Here is a 21,456-nt window from a genome sequence, read left to right as displayed (position 1 = left end):
TATAGAAAAAGGAATAGAACACCTTGAGGTTATAAAAATAAAGGTTAATGACGAAGAAGACTTAAATATGAATGTTGAACATTTAAGTAAGACCTCTGCTATAATTGTTTTAAGACGAGTGCTACAAAATTTTTATAAACATATTAAAGAGATGTATCAAGAAAAAACGCATAGAAATGGAACGATAAGAAAAGAAGATTTAGATAGAATAACAATAGGAAATGAATATGATGTACAAAGAATATTATTTTCTTTAATACGAGCAATATTTCCAACTGCAAGAGTAGAAATAGCAGATGATGCTGGTTATAATTCGACAAGGTACGATATAATTATTGATGAATATAGTGTAGTTATAGAGGTTAAGTGTACAAGGAAAAATATGAATAAACGTAATTTAACAGAAGAACTAGGTTCGGATGCTTTTCATTATAAAGCTGACTACTTATTTTTCTTTATATATGATAAAGAAAATATAATAAAAAATGTTGATGCATTTACCAAAGGATATAGTAGAAAAAAATCAGAGTATGGAAAAGATATAGAAGCAATAGTGAATCAGTCTATAAAAATTTGACCTAAATTAAGTTCTACTTTATAATCAATGTATTGAAAATTCTATGGTTTACTCGATAATAAAAATGGCGGGCATTGAAATGTTAGCTATTTTTGGTTAATATTTTACTATAAAACTTAGATTATGCTGTTAAAATATACGTTAAGAAACTTCTTTGTTTGACCAAAGGGAGTTTAAGAAGTTTTAGGATATTTTATAAAGCATAATCTATTAGTTTTATAAAAATATTGACTAAATAGCGTTATTTTAATAATCTTCATTTTGGCTAAACCACTAAAATACTTTATTAAGGAACTTAATTAGTATATCCTTTCCCTATTGAATAATACTTTATATTTCTCTTCTTAGCTTCATCCAGACTCAACATATTTCGTCCATCTATTATAAAAGCCTCTTTCATATTATCCTTAACAAAATCTAAATCTAAATCTTTAAATTCTTCCCAATCTGTACATATAACAACACACTCTGATTCTAATATAGATTCATTCATATTATCAAAATATTTTATATTTGGAAACATTTCTCTTATTTCATCTGAAACCATAGGGTCGTATGCATTTATTTTTGCCCCCTTTTTTAAAAGCTCTTCTATTATATACAAAGATGGTGCCTCTCTTATATCGTCTGTTCCGCTTTTGAATGTAAGTCCTAAGAGGGTTATAGTCTTATTTTTTATATCATCGTATTCACTTAATAATAAATCAACTGGAATAACTCTTTGTTTATTGTTTACACTAACTGCACTTTTTACTATTTCAAATGGGCAGTCATATTTTTGGCCTATTGAAATAAGTCCTAAAGTATCCTTTGGAAAACAAGATCCACCATATCCTATTCCAGGTCTTAAGAACTCAGGGGATATTCTTTTATCAAGACCTAGTGCTAGGGCTACTGTATCTATATCAGCACCTATTTTATTACACAAATTGGCAATTTCATTTATAAATGATATTTTAGTAGATAAAAAGGCATTTGAGGTATATTTTATTAGCTCGGCGGTTTCTGGATTTGTGAATATAATTGGAATATTAAAGGGTTTGTATAATAAATTCATTACATTTCTAGCTCTTTGAGATTCATGTCCTATTACTATTTTATCTCCATAAAAGAAATCGTATAAAGCCTTTCCTTCTCTTAAAAATTCTGGATTAGATACAACATCAAAATTATCAGAAGATACACCGTTTTTAATTAATAAATTTTTAACAAATTTTTGGCTACCAACGGGAACTGTACTTTTGTTAACTATTATGGTGTATTTATTTATATATTTAGATATTTCATTTATAGATTCATGGACTTGACTCATATCTACCTCTCCATTTTCAAGAGATGGAGTACCGACAGCTATGAATACAACATCTGAATTTCTTACACTATATTCTAATTTATTTGTAAAACTTATGGTTTTCTTTTCTAGACACTCAAGTAACAACTCATCTAAATTTTCTTCATATATAGTTGGAATTGAATTATTTAAACTATCAACTTTTTTTACATTTTTTTCAACACAGATTACGTTATTTCCAATTTTAGCAAATGCTAAAGATGTTATAAGGCCTACATAACCTGCACCTATTACGCAAATATTCATTAAGATCACCTTCTTGGTCGGAATTTATTTTTTGACTATTACACTAACAGTATATGGAATTTTAGAGTTGATGTGCTAAATTAGACGTTTTATAGACGATAAATAAATATAATTTAATTTGAAGATGTTGATAAAGAATAGGGAGTATATATGTAAAAAAATTATAAGGGGGAGTTTTTTATGATATCTAATATTGATATTTCTAATGGAATGACTATAAAACTTGATGATGTACTTTATGATATGCCTGAATTTGAGGCTAATATAAGAAGGGCACCTAAGAGAGAATTTACTTTAAATAAAGCAGAAACTAAGCTTGCACTAAAAAATGCTCTTCGTTATATACCAGAAAATTTACATGAAAAATTAGCTCCTGAATTTTTGGACGAGCTTTTAACTATGGGAAGAATATATGGATACAGATTTAGACCTAGTGGAAATATAAAGGCTAAATCAATAGAAGAATATAAGGGAAAGTGCATTGAAGGTAGGGCATTTCAAGTAATGATAGATAATAATTTAGATTTTGACATAGCGTTATATCCTTATGAGCTTGTTACTTATGGAGAAACAGGACAGGTTTGCCAAAACTGGATGCAATACAGACTTATAATGAAGTATCTTGAAGAACTTACGGTTGATCAAACTCTTGTTATTCAATCTGGACATCCTGTAGGTCTTTTTAGATCAAATCCTAAAGCACCAAGAGTTATAATTACTAATGCTCTTATGATTGGTATGTTTGATGATCAGCAAAACTGGCATAGAGCAATGGCACTTGGTGTTGCTAATTATGGACAAATGACAGCAGGAGGATGGATGTATATTGGACCTCAAGGTATAGTTCATGGAACTTACTCAACTTTATTAAATGCTGGAAGATTAATATTAGGACTTGATGAGAAGAGTGATTTAAGAGGAAAATTATTCGTAACATCAGGTCTTGGTGGAATGAGTGGAGCACAAGGTAAGGCTGTTGAAATTGCAAATGGAGTAGGTATTATAGCAGAGGTTGATTATTCAAGAATTCAAACTAGACATGAACAAGGTTGGGTAAGCAAGGTTACAAATACAGCTAAAGAAGCCTTTGATGTAGCTAAGGAATACATGGATAAAAATGAAAAATGTGCAATTGCGTATCATGGAAATATAGTAGATCTTTTAGAATATGCAGTTGATAATAATGTGAAAATAGATTTACTTTCAGACCAAACATCGTGCCATGCGGTATATGATGGAGGATATTGCCCTCAAGGACTTACATTTGAAGAAAGAACTGAGCTTTTAGGTAAGGACAAGGGTAAATTTATAGAGCTTGTAGATAATACTTTAAAGCATCATTTTGAACTTATTAAAAAGCTACATAAAAATGGAACATACTTCTTCGATTATGGAAATAGTTTTATGAAGGCAGTGTATGATGCTGGAGCTACTGAAATATCTAAGAATGGATTAGATGAAAAAGATGGATTCATATTCCCTTCATATGTAGAGGATATATTAGGACCTCAATTATTTGACTTTGGATATGGACCATTTAGATGGGTATGCTTAAGTGGTAAAGAAGAAGATTTATTAAAAACTGATAAAGCAGCTATGGAGTGCATAGATCCAGAGAGAAGATATCAAGATAGAGACAACTATATATGGATTAAGGATGCACATGATAATAAATTAGTAGTTGGAACACAGGCAAGAATATTATACCAAGATGCTATGGGAAGAACTAGAATAGCTCTTAAATTTAATGAAATGGTTAGAAATGGTGAAATAGGACCTGTAATGCTAGGTAGAGATCACCATGATGTATCAGGAACTGATTCTCCATTTAGAGAAACGTCTAATATAAAAGATGGAAGTAATATAATGGCTGATATGGCAACTCATTGTTTTGCAGGAAATGCTGCAAGAGGTATGAGCCTTATAGCTCTACATAATGGTGGAGGAGTTGGTATTGGTAAGTCTATAAATGGTGGATTTGGAATGGTACTTGATGGAAGTAAAAGAGTAGATGATATATTAAATGCTGCTATGCCTTGGGATGTTATGGGTGGAGTTGCAAGAAGATCATGGGCAAGAAATCAAAATTCTATAACTACAAGTATTGAATACAACCAAAATAATAAGGGTACAGATCATATAACACTTCCTTATATAGCTAGTGATGAGCTTGTAAGAAGTTTAGTTGATAAAGAATTTGAGTAATTTTAATAATAGGAGGAAATAGATATGGCTAAAATAGTTCAATGTGTTCCAAACTTTAGTGAAGGTAGAGATTTAGAAAAGATAGAAAAGATTGTAGATCCTCTTAGAGGAAAAGAAGGTGTTAAGCTATTAAATTATGAAGCTGATAAAGATTATAATAGAGTAGTTGTTACTGTAATTGGAGAACCTGAGGCTGTAAAAAATGCAGTTGTAGAGGCTATAGGTGTAGCAGCTAAAGAAATAGATATGACAAAGCATGAAGGGCAACATTCTAGAATGGGAGCAACTGATGTAGTACCATTCATTCCTATAAAGGAAATGGGCATGGATGAGGCAGTTGAGCTTGCCAACTCTTGTGCAAAAGAAGTTTGGGAAAAACACAATGTACCAGTGTTTTTATATGAAAAAGCAGCTACTAAGCCAGATAGAGAAAACCTTGCAACGGTTAGAAAAGGTCAATTTGAGGGAATGAGTGAGAAATTAAAAGATCCTAATTGGCATCCGGATTTTGGTGAAAACAAGATACATCCAACTGCTGGAATTACTGCTGTTGGAGCTAGAATGCCACTTATAGCGTATAATATAAATCTTGATACTACAAATATAGAAATAGCTAATAAAATAGCAAGATGCATAAGACACTCAAATGGAGGATTTAGATTCTGTAAGGCAGGACCTGTTGAAATTCCAGAAAGAAATATAGTTCAGGTTACTATGAATTTAACAGATTATACTAAAACTAGTATGTACAGAGTATTCGAAACAGTTAGAATGGAAGCTAAAAGATATGGTGTAAATGTTATGGGAAGTGAAGTTGTAGGATTAGTTCCTATGGAAGCTATAGCAGATACTGCAGCTTACTATCTAGGACTTGAAAACTTTGGTATGGATAAGATATTAGAAACTGGACTTATGGAGTAGGTGATAAAATGATAGCTGATTTAATTATAAAAAATATAGGTCATTTAGCTACTATGAGAGGAGCAAATAGACCTAGAATAAAAGAAGAAATGAAGGACATTGAGATACTTGAAAATGCATATGTAGCTATAAATGATGGGAAAATAAGTTATATAGGTCAAGGTCATATAATAGATGGATTAATAGATGAAAGTACAAAGACACATGATGCAAATGGACTTACAGTAACTCCAGGAATTATAGACCCTCATACTCATTTAGTTCATGGAGGGTCGCGTGAGAATGAATTTAGCTTAAAAATAAGTGGAGTTCCATATATAGATATATTAAAACAAGGTGGAGGAATACTTAGCACTGTTAAATCTACTAAGAAAGCGTCCTTCAATCAGCTTTACGATAAAGCTAAAAAGAGCCTTGATATAATGCTTGGATACGGTGTAACTACTGTTGAATCAAAGAGTGGATACGGTCTTGAGTTTGATACAGAAAAAAAACAGCTTGAAGTAAACAAAAAATTAAATGAAACTCATCCTGTTGATATAGTATCTACATTTTTAGGAGCTCATGCAGTACCTAAAGAGTACAAAGAGAATCCAGATGAATTTGTAGATATAGTAATAGATATGCTTCCAAAGGTTAAAGATCTAGCTGAGTTTTGTGATGTATTTTGTGAAGAGGGAGTTTTCTCAGTAGAACAAACTAGAAAAATACTAAATAAAGCCAAAGAATTTGGTTACAAGGTTAAGCTTCACGCAGATGAGATAGTATCTATAGGAGGAGCTGAACTTGCAGCTGAAATAGGAGCAATATCAGCAGACCATTTAATGGCAGCTAGTGAAGATGGAATGAAATTAATGGCTAAAAATAAAGTTATAGCAAATATTCTTCCTGGAACATCGTTTAGTTTAATGAAGAATTATGCAGATGCTAGAAAGATGATAGAGTATGGAGTACCTGTTGCCTTATCTACTGATTACAACCCAGGAAGTTGTCCAACTGAAAATATACAGCTTATAATGCAATTAGGATCTTTAGCACTTAAAATGACTCCAAATGAAGTTTTAACTGCTGTAACTATAAATGCAGCTTGTCTAGTTGATAAAGCAGATGAAATAGGATCAATAGAGGTAGGTAAAAAAGCAGATTTAGTTATATTTGATGCCCCTAATGTAGATTATATAATGTATCATTTTGGAATTAATCATACTCATAGTGTATATAAAGAAGGAAAATTAGTTGTAGATAATAAAAAAATTGTGTATTAACAAAGGGGGGACTACATTGAAGCTTATAGATATGAAGGTTGTTGATTTTTCTAATGAAGTAGATTCTAATTCTCCTGCTCCTGGCGGTGGATCTGTTGCAGCTCTTGCTTCTAATATAGGAATAAGTCTTGGAAGAATGATGGGGAATCTAAGCTTTGGAAAGAAAAAATTTGAAGCCTTAGATGAAGATATAAAAAAAGAATTTAAAGAAAAATTTGAAAAGCTAGGAGTAATAAGAGATAATCTTTTAGAACTTGTAGATAAGGACACAGAGTCTTTTAATGAAGTTATGAAGGCATTTAAGCTTCCAAAGGAAACTGATGAACAAAAGAGTATAAGAAAAAAAGCTATACAAGATGCTACTATAGGTAGTATAGATGTTCCTTTTGAAACAGCTAAAAATTCACTGGATGCACTTGAACTTATGGAGTATTTTGTTGATTATGGAAATCAAAATGCTATAACTGACTTGGGAGTTGGAAATCTCCTTTTATATACTGGACTTGAAGGTGCAATGCTAAATGTTAAGGTTAATTTATGCGGACTTGATGATGAACAATTTATAAAACAGAAAAAATCTGAGTGTGAAGAAATGATGACAAAGGGTTGTAAAATAAAGGATTGTGTATTAAAAAGAATACATGAAAAATTAGTTTAATAAATTATAGAATTAAATAAATAAAGAGCCTAAAGGCTCTTTATTTATTTAATTCTTTCATCACTTTATCTAATTTTTGTTGTTGTTTTTTATTTAAGAAAGGTTTTAATTTTTTTAATACCTTATCCTTATTATCTAGTTTTTTGGATACCTTTTTTAATTCTTCCATAAGTTCATCTTCAGTTTTACCTTCGTAATCTTTCTTAACCTTATTCTTAATTTTTTTTAGTTTTTCCTTATCTAAATTAGCATCCTTTAGTTTTTTTTCATCTATCTTCATGTTAAATCCCCCCTTTATAAATAATATATGCAAATTTGGTATAAATAAGTAACATATTTTAACTAATATACATAGTATATAAAGTGAAGAGTACTATTTGTTTATATAGGAGGGAATTATATTGGATAATAAGATGATAATAGCTGCTATGGCTGTACTTGCGTTTAACAAAGATAAACTATTAAATAATGAAAATGATATTTTGGGTAACTTTAGAATGGGAGAATTAAATGAAAAAAGTTTAGAACGAGGAATAGAGATGTTAACGAGAAGTAAAAAATATATGAAATCAGATGAAAAGTTCATGGTAAACAAGGCAGAAAGTACGCTTGATTTAATAAGAGGCATAAAAAAATTAAGCAATGCAAGTGAAGCTGTAGAAATGGATGAAAGTGATTTTTTCAGAAGTATGGACACTAAAGATAGAAGAAATATGATGATAAAGGAAGTTATAGAAGTTTTTCCAGAAAATAAAAAAGAAAGTATAGAAAAAATTATGGATATGAAAAAGAAAATTGAGTTGTTCAAAGACCTAGTTCAGTCTGAAGCTATGGGTGATATGAAAAATATGAATTTACTACAAAATTTGATAAGTTCAGATGAGGAGTAGATAAAAATTATTAAAAAAATCAAAATTTGGAATACAAAAATGCTTTTAAAAATGTGAAGATTGGTATATAATAATATCAAGAACAAAGTACTGTTTGGGAATTTCTGAGGCGTGCGTGATAGCCTAATAAATTCAACCTACATGAAGTATACGGGAGTTCGTGTTTGACTGAGGATAACAAGCCTTGAAAGATAGAGGACGTTAGAGGCAATATGCAGAACACCCACCTGGGTGAAGCTCGGGTGTGAATTTAATAGGCAGACGGCGCAATGGATTAAAGAGGCTCATTTATGAGCCTCTTTTCTAATTGTATAGAAATTGAATATCTTTTATTTATATATGTTTAAAAAGGTAACTCAAGAGTTAGTACAAACATATATTTAATGGAGGGGGTATTCGTTATGAATGAAGTATTAAAAGATAGATTTATAAAAAAAAATGCACAAATTGCAATAATAGGATTAGGATATGTGGGGTTACCCTTAGCTATTGAACTAGCTAATGTAGGCTTTAAAGTCTTTGGAATTGATACTTGTGAGAATAAAATAAATAATATAGAAAATGGAAAATCATATATTGAAAGTATAAAAGATGAATCTATAAAAGCAGTTATTAATAAAAATTTATTTATTGGAAATGATTATTCAGTTATATCTAAGGCTGATTCAATTATTATTTGTGTTCCTACACCTTTGAATAAAGCAAAAGAGCCAGATATGTCATATATAATAGATGCTACGGAAGAAATATCTAGATATTTAAAAGAAAAAACTTTAGTTGTTTTAGAAAGTACCACATATCCTGGAACAACTGAAGAATTAATTATAGATACTATTGAGAAGAAAAGAAATTATAAAGTGGGTAAAGATTTTTTCGCATGTTATTCACCTGAAAGGATAGACCCTGGAAATACAAAGTTTAATATTCAAAATACACCAAAGATAATAGCAGGAAGTACACCTATATGTTTAGAATTAGGTGTAGCATTATATGATTCATTTGTAGAGAGAATAGTTTCAGTTAGTTCACTCAAAGTAGCTGAAGTTATAAAGTTGTTTGAAAATTCTTTTAGAAGTGTAAATATAGCTTTAGTTAATGAATTAACTCAAATATTAGAAAGAATGAATATTGATGTATGGGAAGTTATTGAGGCTGCTTCAACAAAGCCATTTGGATTTATGTCTTTTTATCCAGGACCAGGAATAGGAGGTCACTGTATACCCTTAGATCCAATGTATCTATCATGGAGAGCTAAAAAGGAGAACTATTATAGTAGATTTATTGAATTATCTAGTGATTTAAATGTAAATATGACACGATATATTGTAAAACAAATTTCAAATATATTAAATAAGAAAGAAAAAGCTTTAAAAAATTCAAAAATTTTAATTATTGGGATAGCTTATAAAAAAGATATTGATGATTTAAGAGAATCTCCTGCCATAAAAATATATGAATTACTAGAGGAACAAGAATCGAAAGTAAAATATTATGATCCATATATTGATTGCTTTGAATATAAAGATAAAGTTGTATATTCCCAAAAAATAGAAAAGAAAATTTTACAAGAATCTGATTTGGTAGTTATAATTACAGATCATACTCATATAGATTATCAGTACATTATTGATAACTCTAGAATAGTTTATGATACTAGAAATATTACAAAAAAATATGAAGGAAATAATATTATTTTATTAGGTGAGAATATCAAGTGAAACTTATCTTCAGGTGGAGTTTGTAACTCCATCTGAAGGTTAGTTGAACTTATCCAAAAGTTTTAGAGTTCTCATCTTCAACCTGAGGAGGGTGGAGTGTTAGAACTCTTAGCTTTCGGATAAAATAATATTAAAATATATGATTTTTGGGTCTGATTTTTTAACCCAGGTTATTAGCAAAATCTAAAAGTAATTTGTCAATAATTTGGTCTAAATTTTTATTACTATGATATATAATTCCTAATCCATTTGATTTATCAGTCATTTTAAAAGTAAGGCTCATATTAGTTTCTTTAAAAAAATCCTCAACAGCAGTCAAAACACCATTTTTAGAACCATCTTCATAAATAGCATTATTTAAACTCCAATTAATACCACCTTTTTCAACTAAATCACTTTGATTAGGTACCATGCCTAATTTCTTATAAGGATGTAAATAGGAATTTGGGATATTGTTTGGATTATAATAAACATCTCTTCTAGCATAAGGCCAAGCAACATCATGTAATAAAACTATCGGAAAAACGTTATTAATATTAAATTTTTCTATTATTTTAAGTTCGTTATATACTGTATACCAGTTGTGGTCTCCATCAATAAGTACAATATCATAGTCTTTTATTAAGGGTAGAGCATTTAAGCTGGTATCTTTATGGAAACTAAAATTATTTTTATAGATTCTATTCCATTGTGCAATATTAAATGCAGGTTTGGGATCTATAGCTGAAAGCTTTGCATTATTCTTTGTACAATATTTTAATATGTTTTTTGTATTTTCGCCTGTAAAACAACCTATTTCAACTATGTGTTTAGCATTAATGTCTTTAATAATAGGTAATATAACTTTATTCCAAAATCTGTTCATTACTTAATCCCCCCAAAAAATATAAATCTTTAACAATTATTAGTGAACTTAATTAACCGTAATATATAAATATGATTATAAAAAGAATATGTGAAATTGATAGTATTTATATAACATTATTTTAATGGTTTGAATAAAATAGATAGAAGTTAATATGTAGGAGGTTTATTATATATGAAAACTAGCATTATAATACTAACTTATAACAATTTATATTATTCAAAACTTTGTATAAAAAGTATAAGAGAATATACTAAAAAAGGAACTTATGAAATTATTGTAGTAGATAATAACTCAACAGATGGAACTGTTGAATGGCTTAAAAATCAAGATGATTTAGAAGTTATATTTAATAATGAAAATAAAGGTTTTCCAAAAGGATGTAATCAAGGGATTGATATAGCAAAAGGGGATAATATTCTACTTTTAAATAATGATGTAGTTGTTACTTATAACTGGTTAGGTAACTTGATTAAATGTCTATACAGTGCTGACGATATTGGAGCTGTTGGTGCTATTACGAATTTTTGTACAAATCATCAAAGTATACCTGTAAAATATGAAAATTTAGATCAAATGAGTGAGTTTGCAAAAGAGTTTAATATTAGTAATGATAAAAAATGGGAAGAAAGAATAAGATTAATTGGATTTTGTTTTCTTGTTAAGAAAAAAGTTGTTGAGCAAGTGGGATTACTAGACGAAATTTTTACACCAGGTACAAATGAAGATAATGATTATAGTTTAAGAATTAGAAAAGAAGGTTATAGACTTATGCTATGTAATGATACATTTATACATCACTTTGGAAGCATGTCTTTTAAAAAAGATATGAAAAAAACTAAAAATATATTGCGTGATAATACTATAAAATTCAGAAATAAATGGGGAATAGATGCTTCTTACTTTAGGGTTCTTAGAAAAGATATAACAGCCATTATAAAAAAATCAAAAAAAAGAGATTTGAATATTTTGCATATAGGATGTGGAGCTGGGGCAACATTATGTGATATAAAGAATGAAATACCAGAATCTAATTTATATGGAATAGAAGAAAATAAAAAAGCTGTAGTAAACACACAGCACTTTGCAAAAATAGATATTGGAAATGAAGGTATAATAAAAAAATATACGAAAGATTTTTTTGATTATATAATTATCACTAATCACAATAAAAATATTAAATACAGTCCAAATATTGTACAAAGGGTAAATTATTATTTAAAGGACTCAGGATATTGTATATTAGCTTTTGAAAATCAAAATATAAAAGTCTTAAATAAACAAAAAAGTTTAAGAGGTGTGTATTGTGATTAAAAATAAAATTGTAGTTTATACAGCTATTATTGGAGGATATGATAAACTAAATGAACCAAAATTTATTTCTGAAGGTTGTGATTATATTTGCTTTACAGATAATGAAAATTTAAAATCGGATATATGGAAAGTGATAAAAATAAACAGTACCTCTTGTAATAATATAAGAACTGCTAGAAAATATAAAATCTTGCCACACAAATATTTATCAGAATATGAGTATAGTATATGGGTGGATGGAAGCATGAATATTATTGGAGATATTAGCGATTTAGTTAAAAATAAGATGGGGCATTCAAATATGATTTACTTCAAACATCCTTGGAGAAATTGTATATATGATGAAGTTAAAGCTTGTATAAAATTAAATAAAGATAATCCCGAAGTAATTAAAAATCAAATTAGAAGATACCAAATAGATGGTTTTAAAAGAAAACAAGGTTTGATTGCAAGTGGTATTATTGTAAGAAAGCATAATGAAAAAGAAGTAATTGATTTGATGGAGGCTTGGTGGAAAGAAGTATCACAGTTTAGCATAAGAGATCAATTGAGTTTTAATTATGTTGCATGGAAGAAGAAGAGTAAATATAAATTAATCAATAAATATATAAATAATAATGAATATATTAAAAATAATAAACATCTTAAGACATATGAAAAAAATAAATCTAAATAAAGTGAAAGTTAATTCAGATGGACTATAACTTTCATCTGAATTAACTAAAATATTTTTTTAAAGATTTATCCCATGATTTTAATGTATAATTAAAATTCAATTTTAACATATAGTTTTTCATAACAGAATACTTAGGTCTTTTTGCTGGTCTATTTAATTCTTCTGTAGTTATTGTTAGAATTTCAATATCTGTTATATTTGCTAATTCAAATATCTTTCTAGCAAATTCAAACCACGTACATTCCCCTTCATTTGAAGTATGGTAAGTCCCATAAGCATCTGTTTTTATAATCATATTTATAGTATTCACTAAATCTTTAGTATATGTAGGAGTTCCTATTTGATCGTTAACTATTTTTAAAGTTTTATTTTCTTTACCTAGCTTCAACAATGTTTTCACAAAATTATTTCCATTTTCACCATACAACCAAGAGGTTCTTAGTATATAATGCTTAGGATTTATTTGTTTTATAAACTCTTCTCCTAATAGTTTGGATTTACCATAAATACTTAAAGGATTAGGGATGTCGAATTCTATATAGGGTTCATTTTTTTGTCCATCAAATACAAAATCGGTAGATATGTGGACTAATCTAGAGTTGTTTTCTAAAGAGGCTATAGCTAAATTTCTAGCCCCTAATCCATTTATTTTATAAGATAAATCTATATTTTTTTCACATTCATCTACATTTGTATATGCAGCTGAATTTATTATTATATGGGGTTTTATAGCTTTTACTATATTTACAACATAATCTAAATTTGTTATATCCAACTTTTCTTTATCTAAACCTATAACATAATATTCATTAGATAATATATTTACTAAATCAACTCCTAATTGTCCTTTTGAACCTGTAACTAGAATTTTTTTCATATATTTTTCCACCAATCTTTATTATTTAAATACCACCTAATTGTTTCTTTTATTCCAGTTTCAAAGGTATATTTAGGTTTCCAGCCAAGTTCATTTTGTATTTTACTTGAATCTATTGCATATCTTTTGTCGTGTCCTGGTCTATCTTTTACATATTCTATTAATGACTCTTGTCTACCTAGATTTTTAAGTATTAATTTAACTATTTCTATATTTCTTTTCTCGTTATTTCCACCTATATTATATATTTTTCCTATTTTTCCTTTGTGAAGAACCAAATCTATAGCAGAGCAGTGGTCTTTTACATGAAGCCAATCTCGTATATTTAGTCCATCTCCATATACAGGAAGTTGTTTGTTTTTATAAGAATTGGTTATCATTAAAGGTATTAATTTTTCAGGGAATTGATAAGGGCCGTAATTATTTGAACATCGTGTAATATTAACTGGCAAATTGAATGTTTCATTATACGATCTAACTAACAAATCTGCACCTGCTTTACTAGCTGAATATGGACTATTTGGAGCAAGGGGAGTTTCTTCTGTGAAATATCCAGTTTCTTTAAGCGAGCCATATACTTCATCAGTGGATATTTGAATATATTTTTTTATACTATATTTTTTAGATGCATCTAAAAGTACTTGTGTTCCTATTATATTTGTTTTTATAAATATGCTGGGATTTTCTATACTATTATCTACATGAGATTCTGCTGCAAAATTAATAATATAGTCTATATCATTAGATACTATGTTATTTACTAATTCTATATCCGCTATATTTCCTTTTATAAATTCATAGTTAGGATCATCTTCAATATCTTTTAAATTTTCTAGATTTCCTGCATATGTTAATAAATCTAAATTTACTATTTTATAATGTTCATATTTATTAAGTATATATCTTATAAAATTGCTTCCTATAAATCCAGCTCCGCCAGTAACTAATATTTTTTTCATAATAAACCTCCAAAAGTACTAAAAAATAATATTTGTTTCTTTTAAAATATTCCAGCTTTTATCTTTATCAGAGAGTATTACTTCATTTACATAATCTATAGGCCAGTTTATATTTATATCAGGATCATTCCATATTATACCTGATTCATCTTCAGAATTATAATAATTTGTACATTTATATACGAATTCAGCTTCATCAGATAAAACCAAGAAGCCATGACCAAATCCTTCAGGTATATAAAACTGTCTTTTGTTTTCTTCTGATAATATTAGCCCCAACCAATCTCCGTATGTTTTAGAGTTTTTTCTAAGATCAACTGCAACATCAAATATTATACCTTTTGTAACTCTTACTAACTTTCCTTGAGGGAATTTATTTTGAAAGTGAATACCCCTAAGTACACTTTTTTTAGATTTAGAATGATTATCTTGAACAAATACCATATTAAGTCCATTTTCTTTAAATTCTTTATAATTGTATGTTTCCATAAAAAAACCTCTATTATCTTTAAAAATAGTAGGTTCTATTATATATAAATCGTCCATATCTGTTTTTATAAATTCAAATTTACTCATTATTTCACCTCAATTATTCCGTTTAAAATATATTCTAAATACTTTCCGTAGTCTGTTTTTAAAAGTGGATGTGCTAATTTCAATAAGGTTTCTTTATTTATATAACCAAGCCTATAAGCTATTTCTTCTAAACAAGAAATATAAAGTCCTTGTCCTTTCTGAATAGAGTGTATAAAATTACTTGCCTCTAAAAGTCCGCTATGAGTTCCTGTATCAAACCAAGCCATTCCTCTACCAAATAAATCTACCTTGAGCTTTTCTTTTTTTAAATATTCATTATTAACGCTTGTTATCTCGAGTTCTCCTCTAGCTGATGGCTTAATATTTTTAGCTATTTCAACCACTTCATTATCATAAAAATAAAGGCCTGGAACTGCATAGTTAGACTTAGGATGTTCTGGTTTTTCTTCAATAGAAAGTACATTTTTGTTTTTATCAAATTCAACTACACCAAATTCATTTGGATTCTTTACGTAATATCCAAATATAAGAGCTCCTTCTTTTAATAAAGATGCTCTTTTTAGCATATTACTAAAGTTTTGTCCGTAGAAAATATTATCGCCTAAAATTAAAGCAACACTACTATTATCTATAAATTTTTCTCCTAGAATAAAAGCTTCTGCTAGTCCTCTAGGTTCTTCTTGAACTGTATAAATAAAAGAAAGTCCTAAATTACTTCCATCTCCCAATAAATCTTTATATAAAGGCAAGTCTTTAAGAGTTGAAATTATTAATATTTCTCTTATTCCTGCAAGCATTAAAACAGATATTGGATAATATATCATAGGCTTATCATATACTGGAAGCAATTGTTTTGATATTGATTTGGTTAAAGGATAAAGTCTTGTACCAGCTCCTCCTGCTAATATCATACCTTTCATATTTAAGATCACCTTCTTTTCTAATCTCAATATACAGAGCAATTTCCATATATAATATGATTTTAGGAAGGTATTGGTTAATTAATTTTCACATAAAGTAACACATATTAAAAAAATATAAATATTATGTAATAGAGAATATAAAGAGGAGGGGTGTAAAATTCAAAATAAAATAAAAAATATTCAGAGTTTAGCAAGCATCATTATTGTTACATTCAATAATTTAAACTACACAAAAGAATGTATACAAAGTATTATTGAAAAAACATCATATACAAATTATGAAATAATTATTGTAGATAATAAATCTCAAGATAATACTCCTATTTATCTAAAAGAATTAGAAAAACAATATTCTAATATAACTATAGTTTTAAATGAACATAATTATGGATTTGCAAAAGGGAATAATATAGGAATTAAAAAAGCTAAAGGGGATTATATTATACTACTCAATAATGATACTGTAGTTACTAGAGGGTGGATTAGTGGCTTTATTAAACATTTAGAAAGAGATAAGAAATTAGGATTAGTAGGTCCTGTGACAAATTATGCAGGGAATGAAGCTATGATTAGCGTTCCGTATAGAAACATTAAAGATATGGATAAATTTTCCGAGATATATACACTAGCTAATTCTAACAAGCTATATACTAATATAAATATGTTGATTATGTTTTGTGTAGCTATGAGAAAAGAAATAATAAATCAAGTAGGTTATTTAGATGAAAGTTTTGGTATAGGAATGTTTGAAGACGATGATTTTTCATATAGAGTAAAAAAAGCAGGTTATGAGATAGCTTATACAAAAGATATTTTTATTCATCATTATGGTAGTGCTTCTTTTAAAAAATTAGGAAGACAAAAATTTATAGAAATTTTTAATGAAAATAAAAAGAAATTTGAGAAAAAATGGAATATCAAATGGACTCGGAATAAATATCAAAACAAGTAGAACCTTATCAAGTGAAACTTATCCAGAAGTTGTAGAGTTCTCATCTCCAACCTGAAGAGGATGGAGTGTTAGAACTCTTAGCTTTCGGATAAAAATAAGAAGGTTCTATAATTATGTGCGAGTAGACGAATTTTTGATTTCTTTGAAGCATTTTATTTTTACTGAATTATTAACTCGTGTACTATAATTTTTATAATGTGATCGTGTTTTTACTAGAGGTTGGTCTAGGTGAAGATATTCATGATTTTTACCTAATTTTACCCATAAATCATAATCTTCTAGATATTTATATTTTTCATTGAATAAACCGACTTCAAGTAAATAATCTTTTACTATCATTACTGTAGAAGTATTAATATAGTTAAGTTTCATTAAATATTTAAATGCTTCATTGTGAGAAATAAATTTCTGGCATTTGTAATGCTTTATAACTAAACTTAAGCTTTGATTAACAACAAGAAAATCTGAGTATAAAAGTCCTATATTTTTATTTGAGTTATTATCTAATAATTTTACTTGAGTCTCTAGCTTGTTTTGAATAAAAATATCATCTGCATCTAAAAAACATATATAATCACCAGTTGATTTTTTTATTCCTAAATTTCGTGCACTAGCAGGACCTTGATTAGATTGATAATAATAAGATATTTTATCATTATATTTTTTTATTATATTTTTTGTATTATCTATAGAACCATCATCAATAATTATAATCTCATAGTCTTTAAAAGTTTGCTTCAATATACTATCTATTGCATCACATATAAATTCTCCGTAATTGTATGTAGGTATAATTACACTTACCTTAGACATTGCACTCTCTCCTTGTATTTGTAATTAATATATATATCATAAATATGCACTAAGGATAATAATGGTGTGAATATTTATAAAAACTCATGAATGTATATATAGAATACAAAAAATAAAGTCTTATATTCATATCAAGTGAAACTTATCCTCAGGTGGAGTTTGTAACTCCATCTGAAGGTTAGTTGAACTTATCCAGAAGCTGTAGAGTTCTCATCTCCAACCTAAAAATGTTCTTTAATTTTTATCTATTATTTTGTACAGTAATAACTTGGATAACTATTGCATGAATTAGAATAGCAATTATCTTTACATATAGCCTTATTTTTATCTAGACGATAATCCACATTACAATTTTGATCAGGATTACAATGTATTTGAATATTATAGTTTATATTTTGTTTACAATTTTCATCTGAATGACAATGCTTATGTTTATCTTTATCTTCAAATATAGGGCAAGCAAATATAATCATTGATAGAGTAAAAGATCTACAATCTAATTGACATATAGATATATGTTCTATTCCAGTAAATACATCTATTACTTCGCAGTCTATATCTTTTAATAATATAAACATACAAAATGGAATATCAAAATGAGCTGAATGTACATTTTGACATGGGTCATCTGCCACATAAAGGATTTTGATATGTTTTGTACCGTCTATTACTAATTTTTTTCCTAAAGGAGTACAAATAACTTTAAAAGAACATACAGATACATCCGCTATAACCTGTAAGATATTATGGATATTAGGTTTTTGTTTAGGAATAAAAAATCTATCTGTTTCGCATATTTGTGAGCAAGGATGGTTTTTTAGACAATTAGGAAAATGATCATATGGGGTTACACCTGTAATTTGAATGCAGTCATTTTTCATTTAATAATCCTCCTTAATATATAATTTTTCTATATATAGTATGTTTTATTATTATTTTTGTAACTTTAAAAATAAAATTATTTTCTTTTATATAGGAACAAAGAAATAATGATTAACATAGGATATTTGTAGGGAAGGAGGGGGGAGCGAATAAATGGCAGGTTATATATATACAGATAAACAAATAGAAGAGAATAAAAAGAATAAATCAGAATTGTATTATGGAGGGACTACATCATGTATATCACCAGGCCCTCCGGGACATCCTGGCCCTCCTGGGTATCCTGGACCTCAAGGTCCGCAGGGAGCAAAAGGTGATTTAGGATGTCATGGATATCCTGGACCATCAGGTCCTCAAGGTCCAAAAGGAGATTCAGGATCACCAGGGTGTCCAGGTCAAATAGGTTCACAAGGATATCCAGGGCCAGTAGGAGCACAAGGACCAAAAGGAGATTCAGGAGTACCGGGATATCCAGGACCACCAGGACCACAAGGCTGTCCAGGACCACCAGGACCACCAGGGTCAGTAGGAGCGCAGGGACCAAAAGGAGATCAAGGGCCTTGTGGACCGATGGGACCTCAAGGACCAAAAGGTGATGGAGGATGCATGGGACCACCAGGAATAGTAGGACCACCAGGACCAAGAGGGGATACAGGACCACAAGGATGCCCAGGGCCTCCAGGACAATGTGGTCCGATAGGACCGTGTGGACCACCAGGACCAAAATGTGATTGTTGCTGCCCACCAGGGCCTCCAGGTCCCCCAGGACCAGAAGGACCACAAGGATGCCCAGGTCCCCCAGGACCAGAAGGACCACAAGGGCCAGAAGGTCCCCCAGGACCAGAAGGACCGCAAGGACCAGAGGGACCTCAAGGAGATTTATGCCCAAAATGCAATCTGGTTAGAAATGGTGGGTTTGAATGTGGAGAAATTACAAATTGTTGGAGAGTTACAAATAGTGTAACAAAATCAGATTCTCCTGAAAATCAAGCTAAAATAGTTCCAGGTACAATAGGGTTAATTGCTCATTCAGGAAGGGTATCAGCATGTCTTCAGACTCAAGCAAATGATGATTTGACTGGTTGGGAACCAGCAATTTTATCTCAAGTAGTCCCAATAAATCAGTGTGCCTCTGAGCTTAGATTTTGGGGAGCAAGACTTGATAGAAAAAATGGATTTTTACCAAATACACCTTGGAGCCTAAGAACTACTGCGCTTGTATTTTGGAACAGTGTAATAGAAATAGATGCTATTATAGATAGAATAATTGATCAAGGAGTAGATTCAGTAATAAATGATGCTGCATTAGTGGTGAGGATATTTGAAGGTTCACCTGATCAAATAGAAACAATTGGTTGCCCTTGTCCTACACCAATTCCTACACCAATACCATTACCTACAGAAGATTTTATTGTTGGATATGATTTTGAATCTTATGAAGATTTATTGAATTGTGATTGCACAGACCCTTGTATTTCTGGTGATTGTACTTGCAATTCTTTAATACCACCAGGAACTACACAAGCAACAATAGTATTTGTAGCAGAAGAAGTGAATGCAAATCCCCCAACAATAGCCAATGAAAAGGGAGGAATTTGGTATATTGATGATGTTATATTTGGATAGATTTATATAAAAATGGAATAGAGGAGGATATTATAATATGAGTCAAAGTTATATTAATAAAGATCTTATTGATATTGTAGGTCTGTGTGATACAGATGCAATAGATTTATCATCTCCTAATAATTTATGGACACAAATATCAGTACCAGAGAGCTTAACTATACCTGAACAAAAGCCTGATATAGAGCAAATAAATTCAGTAAAAATAAAAGTAAATATAATTAAGAAAAAAATAATAGTTACACCAGACTCTAATGGAGAGAATGAAGAAGGTAAAAAAGTAACTGGAAGAAAACTTATTATTGAAGGAGAGCTTGTTCAAGCTGTAACATATACGGCTGATGTTCCAGAACAAACTTTGCACACAGCACATTTTATAGTTCCTTTTTCAGCATTCATAGTAATTCCTAGAGATACTCCTCTAGATACAAACTATGAAATAAATGCATGTATAGAGGATGTATTTATTAAAAGTTTATGTAGTAGACGAATATTTAAAAATGTTACTTTATTATTACAAGCAATACCAACTTTAAGAACCCAATGCCCAAGCGAATGCTAATTATATATTGAAAAGGAGGATAATAATTTATGAATTGTAAATGTAACAATAAAGTAGAAAAAAAAATTGGAACTATATCTTGTAGTTCTACAGGTCAATTAGACGAAAATAGTGTTTATAGTTCTTGTGGTTGTGAAGAGGATATGCTTATAGAAATTAAGGGTTTATGCTCAGCAGAAAAATTAGAAAACATGGATACTGGTACAACTTGGACTCAAGTGTTTATACCAGAAGTGCTATGTATTCCAGAGCAAAAACCTGATGTAGAACAAGTTGCAAGCATTGTTGCAAGAGTAGAAATAATATCACAAAGAGTAGTTAAAACACCTATATTTAAATTAGAGGACGGTACTATATTAGAGAATAATGAAGGAACAAAGGTGACTGGAAGAAAGCTTGTTATTGAAGGAATATTAAGACAAAAAATAATATATACAGCAGATGTAAAGGAGCAATCTATGCATTCAGCTCATTTTGATGTTCCGTTTTCAGCCTTTATTATATTAGAAGAGGATGCATCTCTTGTAGATAGATATAGCATACAACCATGTATAGAAGATATATTTGTGTGTAGAGTTTCAAAGAGACAGATATTTAAGAATGTAACGTTATTTATTAAAGCAACTAAGTGTTCGTAAG

22 protein-coding genes and 1 other RNA gene are annotated in these 21,456 nt (G+C 29.3%); 14 read left to right on the top strand and 9 right to left on the bottom strand.

The window, feature by feature from the left end; genetic code table 11:
- The first annotated feature begins 67 nt into the window (after window positions 1–67).
- Window positions 68–577, top strand: coding sequence for a hypothetical protein (locus N4A48_RS06575; RefSeq protein ID WP_293665057.1), 510 nt, complete (start codon window positions 68–70; stop codon window positions 575–577).
- A gap of 295 nt (window positions 578–872) precedes the next feature.
- Here the strand turns inward: N4A48_RS06575 and N4A48_RS06570 are convergent, their stop codons facing one another.
- On the bottom strand, window positions 873–2,174 hold the full coding sequence (locus N4A48_RS06570) for a UDP-glucose dehydrogenase family protein (protein ID WP_293665056.1): 1,302 nt from the start codon (window positions 2,172–2,174) through the stop codon (window positions 873–875).
- Window positions 2,175–2,354: 180 nt separating this feature from the next.
- Between N4A48_RS06570 and N4A48_RS06565 the strand changes: the two genes are divergently transcribed.
- Genes N4A48_RS06565 through N4A48_RS06550 form a run of 4 tightly spaced genes read left to right on the top strand, consistent with a single transcriptional unit; the run spans window position 2,355 to window position 7,223 of the window.
- A complete protein-coding gene (locus N4A48_RS06565; protein ID WP_293665055.1) occupies window positions 2,355–4,379 on the top strand; it encodes a urocanate hydratase in 2,025 nt (674 codons plus the stop codon).
- Between the two features lie 24 nt (window positions 4,380–4,403).
- Window positions 4,404–5,300, top strand: coding sequence for a glutamate formimidoyltransferase (ftcD, locus tag N4A48_RS06560; protein ID WP_293665054.1), 897 nt, complete (start codon window positions 4,404–4,406; stop codon window positions 5,298–5,300).
- Between the two features lie 8 nt (window positions 5,301–5,308).
- Window positions 5,309–6,565 carry an imidazolonepropionase gene (hutI, locus tag N4A48_RS06555; RefSeq protein ID WP_293665053.1) on the top strand — a complete coding sequence of 419 codons (1,257 nt, stop codon included), beginning with the start codon at window positions 5,309–5,311 and terminating at the stop codon, window positions 6,563–6,565.
- A gap of 16 nt (window positions 6,566–6,581) precedes the next feature.
- Window positions 6,582–7,223, top strand: coding sequence for a cyclodeaminase/cyclohydrolase family protein (locus N4A48_RS06550; RefSeq protein WP_293665051.1), 642 nt, complete (start codon window positions 6,582–6,584; stop codon window positions 7,221–7,223).
- A 40-nt stretch (window positions 7,224–7,263) separates the two neighbouring features.
- On the opposite strand, the gene N4A48_RS06545 is transcribed toward N4A48_RS06550, so the two are convergent.
- On the bottom strand, window positions 7,264–7,503 hold the full coding sequence (locus tag N4A48_RS06545; protein ID WP_293665050.1) for a hypothetical protein: 240 nt from the start codon (window positions 7,501–7,503) through the stop codon (window positions 7,264–7,266).
- Between the two features lie 121 nt (window positions 7,504–7,624).
- Here N4A48_RS06545 and N4A48_RS06540 point away from each other — a divergent pair, with 121 nt between their 5' ends.
- The 3 genes from N4A48_RS06540 (at window position 7,625) to N4A48_RS06530 (ending at window position 9,831) form a co-directional block, all read left to right on the top strand.
- The gene (locus N4A48_RS06540) at window positions 7,625–8,113 is read left to right on the top strand and encodes a hypothetical protein (protein WP_293665049.1); all 489 of its coding nucleotides are present in this window, start codon (window positions 7,625–7,627) and stop codon (window positions 8,111–8,113) included.
- Between the two features lie 98 nt (window positions 8,114–8,211).
- A non-coding RNA gene (gene ssrS, locus N4A48_RS06535) (6S RNA) lies at window positions 8,212–8,393 on the top strand.
- Window positions 8,394–8,514: 121 nt separating this feature from the next.
- Window positions 8,515–9,831 (top strand): nucleotide sugar dehydrogenase, encoded by a 1,317-nt coding sequence (locus tag N4A48_RS06530; RefSeq protein ID WP_293665048.1) that lies wholly within the window; start codon window positions 8,515–8,517, stop codon window positions 9,829–9,831.
- Between the two features lie 160 nt (window positions 9,832–9,991).
- On the opposite strand, the gene N4A48_RS06525 is transcribed toward N4A48_RS06530, so the two are convergent.
- Window positions 9,992–10,696 (bottom strand): class I SAM-dependent methyltransferase, encoded by a 705-nt coding sequence (locus N4A48_RS06525; protein WP_293665047.1) that lies wholly within the window; start codon window positions 10,694–10,696, stop codon window positions 9,992–9,994.
- Between the two features lie 174 nt (window positions 10,697–10,870).
- Here N4A48_RS06525 and N4A48_RS06520 point away from each other — a divergent pair, with 174 nt between their 5' ends.
- Entirely contained in the window at window positions 10,871–12,010 is a 1,140-nt protein-coding gene (locus tag N4A48_RS06520) for a glycosyltransferase family 2 protein (RefSeq protein WP_293665046.1), read from the top strand.
- Window positions 12,003–12,686: a glycosyltransferase domain-containing protein gene (locus N4A48_RS06515; protein WP_293665045.1), complete on the top strand. Its 684-nt coding sequence runs from the start codon at window positions 12,003–12,005 to the stop codon at window positions 12,684–12,686. Before N4A48_RS06520 ends, N4A48_RS06515 begins: the two co-directional genes overlap by 8 nt.
- Window positions 12,687–12,726: 40 nt before the next feature.
- Here the strand turns inward: N4A48_RS06515 and rfbD are convergent, their stop codons facing one another.
- Genes rfbD through rfbA form a run of 4 tightly spaced genes read right to left on the bottom strand, consistent with a single transcriptional unit; the run spans window position 12,727 to window position 15,979 of the window.
- Window positions 12,727–13,563 (bottom strand): dTDP-4-dehydrorhamnose reductase, encoded by an 837-nt coding sequence (rfbD, locus tag N4A48_RS06510; RefSeq protein WP_293665044.1) that lies wholly within the window; start codon window positions 13,561–13,563, stop codon window positions 12,727–12,729.
- Entirely contained in the window at window positions 13,560–14,522 is a 963-nt protein-coding gene (rfbB, locus tag N4A48_RS06505; RefSeq protein WP_293665043.1) for a dTDP-glucose 4,6-dehydratase, read from the bottom strand. The genes rfbD and rfbB overlap by 4 nt, the downstream gene beginning before the upstream one ends.
- Window positions 14,523–14,540: 18 nt before the next feature.
- The gene (rfbC, locus tag N4A48_RS06500; protein WP_293665041.1) at window positions 14,541–15,098 is read right to left on the bottom strand and encodes a dTDP-4-dehydrorhamnose 3,5-epimerase; all 558 of its coding nucleotides are present in this window, start codon (window positions 15,096–15,098) and stop codon (window positions 14,541–14,543) included.
- The gene (gene rfbA / locus N4A48_RS06495; RefSeq protein WP_293665040.1) at window positions 15,098–15,979 is read right to left on the bottom strand and encodes a glucose-1-phosphate thymidylyltransferase RfbA; all 882 of its coding nucleotides are present in this window, start codon (window positions 15,977–15,979) and stop codon (window positions 15,098–15,100) included. The genes rfbC and rfbA overlap by 1 nt, the downstream gene beginning before the upstream one ends.
- Before the next feature lie 121 nt (window positions 15,980–16,100).
- Here rfbA and N4A48_RS06490 point away from each other — a divergent pair, with 121 nt between their 5' ends.
- Complete coding sequence (locus tag N4A48_RS06490; RefSeq protein WP_330665063.1) at window positions 16,101–16,934, top strand: glycosyltransferase family 2 protein; 834 nt, start codon at window positions 16,101–16,103, stop codon at window positions 16,932–16,934.
- Between the two features lie 111 nt (window positions 16,935–17,045).
- Here N4A48_RS06490 and N4A48_RS06485 read toward each other — a convergent pair whose 3' ends face one another.
- Both N4A48_RS06485 and N4A48_RS06480 read right to left on the bottom strand, forming a co-directional pair.
- Window positions 17,046–17,747 (bottom strand): glycosyltransferase, encoded by a 702-nt coding sequence (locus tag N4A48_RS06485; protein ID WP_293665039.1) that lies wholly within the window; start codon window positions 17,745–17,747, stop codon window positions 17,046–17,048.
- Between the two features lie 248 nt (window positions 17,748–17,995).
- Entirely contained in the window at window positions 17,996–18,628 is a 633-nt protein-coding gene (locus N4A48_RS06480) for a DUF3794 domain-containing protein (protein WP_293665038.1), read from the bottom strand.
- Window positions 18,629–18,782: 154 nt separating this feature from the next.
- Here N4A48_RS06480 and N4A48_RS06475 point away from each other — a divergent pair, with 154 nt between their 5' ends.
- Genes N4A48_RS06475 through N4A48_RS06465 form a run of 3 tightly spaced genes read left to right on the top strand, consistent with a single transcriptional unit; the run spans window position 18,783 to window position 21,455 of the window.
- Window positions 18,783–20,255 (top strand): hypothetical protein, encoded by a 1,473-nt coding sequence (locus N4A48_RS06475; protein WP_293665037.1) that lies wholly within the window; start codon window positions 18,783–18,785, stop codon window positions 20,253–20,255.
- Between the two features lie 37 nt (window positions 20,256–20,292).
- On the top strand, window positions 20,293–20,817 hold the full coding sequence (locus N4A48_RS06470; RefSeq protein ID WP_293665036.1) for a DUF3794 domain-containing protein: 525 nt from the start codon (window positions 20,293–20,295) through the stop codon (window positions 20,815–20,817).
- A 29-nt stretch (window positions 20,818–20,846) separates the two neighbouring features.
- A complete protein-coding gene (locus N4A48_RS06465; protein ID WP_293665035.1) occupies window positions 20,847–21,455 on the top strand; it encodes a DUF3794 domain-containing protein in 609 nt (202 codons plus the stop codon).
- Window position 21,456 lies beyond the last annotated feature (1 nt).

Origin of the sequence: Tepidibacter sp. (genome assembly GCF_025210165.1) — a bacterium.
Lineage (GTDB): Bacteria > Bacillota > Clostridia > Peptostreptococcales > Peptostreptococcaceae > Tepidibacter_A.
This window is presented reverse-complemented; position numbering and strand designations above follow the sequence as displayed.

Coding starts and splice junctions, on each gene's coding strand:
- N4A48_RS06575 (WP_293665057.1), top strand. CDS start 68: ATGAATGTTGAACATTTAAGTAAGACCTCTGCTATAATTGTTTTAAGA.
- N4A48_RS06570 (WP_293665056.1), bottom strand. CDS start 2,174: ATGAATATTTGCGTAATAGGTGCAGGTTATGTAGGCCTTATAACATCT.
- N4A48_RS06565 (WP_293665055.1), top strand. CDS start 2,355: ATGATATCTAATATTGATATTTCTAATGGAATGACTATAAAACTTGAT.
- ftcD (WP_293665054.1), top strand. CDS start 4,404: ATGGCTAAAATAGTTCAATGTGTTCCAAACTTTAGTGAAGGTAGAGAT.
- hutI (WP_293665053.1), top strand. CDS start 5,309: ATGATAGCTGATTTAATTATAAAAAATATAGGTCATTTAGCTACTATG.
- N4A48_RS06545 (WP_293665050.1), bottom strand. CDS start 7,503: ATGAAGATAGATGAAAAAAAACTAAAGGATGCTAATTTAGATAAGGAA.
- N4A48_RS06530 (WP_293665048.1), top strand. CDS start 8,515: ATGAATGAAGTATTAAAAGATAGATTTATAAAAAAAAATGCACAAATT.
- N4A48_RS06525 (WP_293665047.1), bottom strand. CDS start 10,696: ATGAACAGATTTTGGAATAAAGTTATATTACCTATTATTAAAGACATT.
- N4A48_RS06520 (WP_293665046.1), top strand. CDS start 10,871: ATGAAAACTAGCATTATAATACTAACTTATAACAATTTATATTATTCA.
- rfbD (WP_293665044.1), bottom strand. CDS start 13,563: ATGAAAAAAATTCTAGTTACAGGTTCAAAAGGACAATTAGGAGTTGAT.
- rfbB (WP_293665043.1), bottom strand. CDS start 14,522: ATGAAAAAAATATTAGTTACTGGCGGAGCTGGATTTATAGGAAGCAAT.
- rfbC (WP_293665041.1), bottom strand. CDS start 15,098: ATGAGTAAATTTGAATTTATAAAAACAGATATGGACGATTTATATATA.
- rfbA (WP_293665040.1), bottom strand. CDS start 15,979: ATGAAAGGTATGATATTAGCAGGAGGAGCTGGTACAAGACTTTATCCT.
- N4A48_RS06485 (WP_293665039.1), bottom strand. CDS start 17,747: ATGTCTAAGGTAAGTGTAATTATACCTACATACAATTACGGAGAATTT.
- N4A48_RS06480 (WP_293665038.1), bottom strand. CDS start 18,628: ATGAAAAATGACTGCATTCAAATTACAGGTGTAACCCCATATGATCAT.
- N4A48_RS06475 (WP_293665037.1), top strand. CDS start 18,783: ATGGCAGGTTATATATATACAGATAAACAAATAGAAGAGAATAAAAAG.
- N4A48_RS06470 (WP_293665036.1), top strand. CDS start 20,293: ATGAGTCAAAGTTATATTAATAAAGATCTTATTGATATTGTAGGTCTG.
- N4A48_RS06465 (WP_293665035.1), top strand. CDS start 20,847: ATGAATTGTAAATGTAACAATAAAGTAGAAAAAAAAATTGGAACTATA.